The 4,351-nt window shown below is 33.2% G+C and carries 5 protein-coding genes; 1 reads left to right on the top strand and 4 read right to left on the bottom strand.

Going from position 1 to position 4,351, the window contains the following annotated elements; translation table 11 throughout:
- The 4 genes from ACILQF_RS11030 to nadA form a co-directional block, all read right to left on the bottom strand.
- Positions 1–478: thiamine-monophosphate kinase (locus ACILQF_RS11030; RefSeq protein ID WP_395627462.1), on the bottom strand; the 478-nt coding region annotated here is incomplete at its 3' end.
- A 54-nt stretch (positions 479–532) separates the two neighbouring features.
- On the bottom strand, positions 533–1,252 hold the full coding sequence (locus tag ACILQF_RS11025) for a L,D-transpeptidase (RefSeq protein WP_395627461.1): 720 nt from the start codon (positions 1,250–1,252) through the stop codon (positions 533–535).
- Positions 1,253–1,258: 6 nt separating this feature from the next.
- Positions 1,259–2,494 carry a dicarboxylate/amino acid:cation symporter gene (locus ACILQF_RS11020; RefSeq protein ID WP_395627460.1) on the bottom strand — a complete coding sequence of 412 codons (1,236 nt, stop codon included), beginning with the start codon at positions 2,492–2,494 and terminating at the stop codon, positions 1,259–1,261.
- 3 nt (positions 2,495–2,497) lie between these two features.
- Positions 2,498–3,490 (bottom strand): quinolinate synthase NadA, encoded by a 993-nt coding sequence (nadA, locus tag ACILQF_RS11015; protein ID WP_395627459.1) that lies wholly within the window; start codon positions 3,488–3,490, stop codon positions 2,498–2,500.
- Positions 3,491–3,896: 406 nt separating this feature from the next.
- On the opposite strand from nadA, the gene ACILQF_RS11010 reads away from it, so the two are divergent.
- Positions 3,897–4,351: FAD-dependent oxidoreductase (locus tag ACILQF_RS11010; protein WP_395627458.1), on the top strand; the 455-nt coding region annotated here is incomplete at its 3' end.

Raw genomic sequence — 4,351 nt, 5'->3', positions numbered from 1 at the left:
TTCGATAACAAATATCTTTTTCATCAGCAAACCCAATACTAGTTACACTTATAATCAAACCTTGCTTTGAGGAACTAGTATCGCCACCTACTAAATCAATCCCGTACTTTTCACAGGCAACACTTATACCTTGATATAATTCCTCAACTGCTTCCAATGGAAATTTGCTTGATAAGCCAATGGATACGGTGATTTGATTTGCTGTACCATTCATAGCATAAATATCGCTTAGATTGACTTGAACTGCTTTGTAGCCCAAGTGCTTTAGTGGAGTATAAGCCAAATCAAAATGGATTCCTTCCAATAATAAATCAGTAGATATTAGGGTTTTTTTACCTTCAAAATTTAAAACGGCAGCGTCATCACCAATACCTTTAACGGTAGTTTTATTACTAATTTCGAAGTTTTTTGTGAGATGATCAATTAATCCAAATTCGCCTAATTGCTCAATTTCTGTACGTCCCTTATTTTCAAACATGCTCTATATTTTGATACAAAGGTGCTAATTTTTAAGGCAAGAGAAGCGAAGGAATTAGGGTAATTTATAAATGCGCTTTAATTTTTCATATGCTGATCTTGGCGCCTGAACTAAAATCGGATTTTTGCTCTTGTCAAGGAAGTCTATCAGCTTTTTAATATCTGTCTCTTTCATGGCTGTACAACCAGCTGTGGGACTATCACTTCCGCTCCAAATGTGCATGAAAATACAAGATCCATCTTGTGCTATTGAAGGGTTTACATTATAATCCACAAAAATTCCAAATTTGTAAGCATCACTTTTCATAAGCATGGTTTCGGCCGAATTCCAATCTTTTTTTAGCGTGTCGGTACTTACTATTTGATTATAATATACTGATTTTGAATCGTCTACACAAAATGTACGCTCATTTACTTTAATGGAATTCATTTTAGATTGAATATCTTGATATCCAAAAAGTCCGCTAAGGTGAAAAATTCCGGCAGGTGAATTTCCATCGCCCTCTTTTTTCAAAATGCCCGTATTCAATTTATTGCTGTGTAAACCTTTTGCCCAAGCCATTCCACTTCTACCGGTAACAATCGCAATATTGTCCATTACTAGCTTCCATTTATTATCGCTGTACTCATAAACAGCCATTTTACCCTCAATTTTATTCCAGTTATCCGTTGTAACAACGATAAGTTGTGAGGTATTAAATTTCTGATTTAGATCTTCTGACTGATTAAATGAAAACAAAGCCAATAATCCCAAAATAAATGAAAATGGATTCATAATTTATTAGAAAGCGTTTCTTAACCAGTTTTTACCTTCCGAAAATCGGGTAATGAGCATAGCGGAAATAGTATCACCTGTTGCATTTAAAAGGGTAGCCATAGGGTCAACTAATGTTCCGATAATCATTACCACGGGAAGCATCTCCACAGGGAAATTATAAACAGTCATGATCATAATTTCTGCAATGTATCCACCATTAGGAATTCCTCCTTCAACCACACTCAAAATAATGGTTAAGCCTAAGGCAATGAGAATAGTTTCAGTATTCATAAAATCCTTACCCATAATGGCAAAAACGGCTGCAATTTTTATGATTGCCGATATACTCGATCCATCTTTATGAAGTGGTGCACCTAAAGGAATAGCTAAATTAGCGATATGATCAGGTATCTTCATCGCTCTAGCTGCGCTTAAATTTGATGGAATGGTAGCAATACTGCTGCAGGTACTTAATGCGGTAAACGATGGAATAATATTGTTTTTCCAATAAATTTTTATGCCTTGCTTACCCCCTGCGATATAGGCATAAAGAGAATAAAAAACTGCAAAATAAAAAAGACTTAACCCGTAATAAATAGCCATAGAATGACCGTAGGTACCAAAAAGCTGGGGACCAAAAACTCCGATTTGATAGGCAAAATAGGCTCCTAAGCCTATTGGAGCAATTTTCATAATTAATATTAGCAATTGCTTCATTACCTCATCACCAGCAAGTAGGAATTTTTTAAAAGGTTCCCCTGTCTCACCTGATCTAGAAGTGGCAAAACCAACGAGCAACGAAAATATAATAAATGCTAACATGCTTTTACGAGATAATAATTCGTAAAATTCATTGACAGTAAGCAAATTAGTAGCCTGTTGTCCCCAATTTTGAGTTTTTAATTCATCCACTACTTTTAGAGTAGTTTCCATATTTTGGGGTAATGGAAATATCCAAACCGCTAAAACAGTTAAAGCAGCAGAAATTAGTACCGTGCCGACAAAAACGAAGAGCGTGATAAACATAAGTTTACCCATTTTTTTGCTCCGATCTATATTGGCAACAGAAGAAGAAATTGCGAAAAAAATTAAGGGAATAACAGCCGTAAAAAGAAGGTTTAAGAAAATATCTCCTAAAGGTTTAAGCACCTCCACTTTTTCACCTAAAATTAAACCTAAAATAGTTCCGACACTAATACCAATCAGTAATTTAATAATACTGCCATAATTCTTTAAAAACCCAGCTGATTGTTCAGTCATAAATTATAAACCAAGTTTTGCAGAAATATCTAACATTTTTTCAATAGGTTTTTGTGCTCTTAAAATAATATCCATAGGTACATTAATCTCAGGAAGATCATTTTTAAGACATAAATATAACTTTTCTAAGGTATTTCTTTTCATATGCGGACAATCATTGCAGGCACAAGAATTATTAGGTGGAGCAGGAATAAAGATCTTATTAGGACTTGCCTTAGCCATTTGATGGATAATTCCACTTTCTGTAGCGACAATAAATTCATTTGCCGGATTATTGATGGTATACTTCAAAAGACCAGTAGTAGATCCAATATAATCAGCCATTTTTAAAATAACATCTTCACATTCGGGGTGAGCAATAAATTTAGCTTCAGGATGCCTATTTCGTAGTTTTAAAATTTTTTGCTGTGAAAATATCTCATGTACCATACAGGCACCATTCCAAAGAACTAAATCGCGTCCTGTTTTTTTAGCAACATAAGCTCCTAGGTTTCTATCTGGACCAAATATTATTTTTTGATCTTTTGGCAAGCTTTCCACAATTTGAACTGCATTGGATGAAGTACAAACAATATCACTCATTGCTTTTAATTCAGCTGTACAATTCACATAGGTAATTACCATGTGATCAGGATATTTCTCTTTAAACTTAGCAAATAATCGTGGCGGGCAACTATCTGACAGTGAACATCCTGCTTTTAGATCTGGTAATAAAACCTTCTTTCCTGGAGATAATATTTTAGCTGTTTCAGCCATAAAATGTACACCAGCAAAAACAATTATATCTGCATCTGTTTTGGCAGCTTCCTGTGATAATCCCAAACTATCACCGATATAATCCGCGACATCTTGAATATCTGGCTCCTGATAAAAGTGCGCAAGTATAACTGCATTTTTCTCTTTTTTTAATCGTTTAATTTCTGCAAATAAATCAATTGTGGGATCAATTGCTTCATCTATAAATCCTTTACTATTTAATTCTTCGAAGGTATTCATTTATCAACTATTCAATAAATACTATTTATATTTTAAATAAGAATCTTATTGTTTATTAGAGTGTTGGTAATGTTTATAAATCAGACTATTTTTTGTCTATTTTATTGTTTTTAATTATTTATTAACACTTTCTAAACAGATTCATTATACTATGTGTTTGATTATCAAGTATTTTATTTTACCTAATTTTATTTTATTTTTTTATATGTTGATTTTATTCAATGTGTTAAAAGTGGATTACTTTGTGATAATTGATTAAAACTTACTCAAAAATAAGTTAATTTAACATTAGTCGAACTATTTTTAAGCTTCTTTGTTTTTTATTCAACAAGTATTGGCACTAAATTAACATCTTTGAGTTGCTTATTAACATCTATGTTATGGAGCTAGTTTTTATAGATTATTTATGAAAAAGGTAGATTTTTTAGTTGTCGGTTCTGGAATTGCTGGGCTAAGTTTTGCACTTAAAGCTGCCCAACATGGTAAGGTTCTGATAGTTACAAAGGCAAGTGAGGATGAATCCAATACAAAATATGCTCAAGGTGGCGTAGCCGTTGTTGTTGATAAAGAGGAAGATTCATTTGATAAGCATATTGAAGATACTTTAATTGCTGGCGATGGTTTATGTGATAAGCGTATCGTTGAACTCGTTGTTAAGGAAGGGCCGGCACGAATTGACGAGATTATTAAATATGGTACTTCTTTCGATAAAACTAAAAAGGGTGTATTTGATTTAGCAAAGGAAGGCGGACATTCAGAAAGTAGGGTACTTCATTATAAGGATATTACTGGTTTTGAAATTGAAAGATCTTTATTAGAACAAATTCATCATAATCCCAATATTGAAATTCTTACTCATTA

The organism is Daejeonella sp., from assembly GCF_044232565.1.
Lineage (GTDB): Bacteria > Bacteroidota > Bacteroidia > Sphingobacteriales > Sphingobacteriaceae > Daejeonella.
This window is presented reverse-complemented; position numbering and strand designations above follow the sequence as displayed.

Coding starts and splice junctions, on each gene's coding strand:
- ACILQF_RS11025 (WP_395627461.1), bottom strand. CDS start 1,252: ATGAATCCATTTTCATTTATTTTGGGATTATTGGCTTTGTTTTCATTT.
- ACILQF_RS11020 (WP_395627460.1), bottom strand. CDS start 2,494: ATGACTGAACAATCAGCTGGGTTTTTAAAGAATTATGGCAGTATTATT.
- nadA (WP_395627459.1), bottom strand. CDS start 3,490: ATGAATACCTTCGAAGAATTAAATAGTAAAGGATTTATAGATGAAGCA.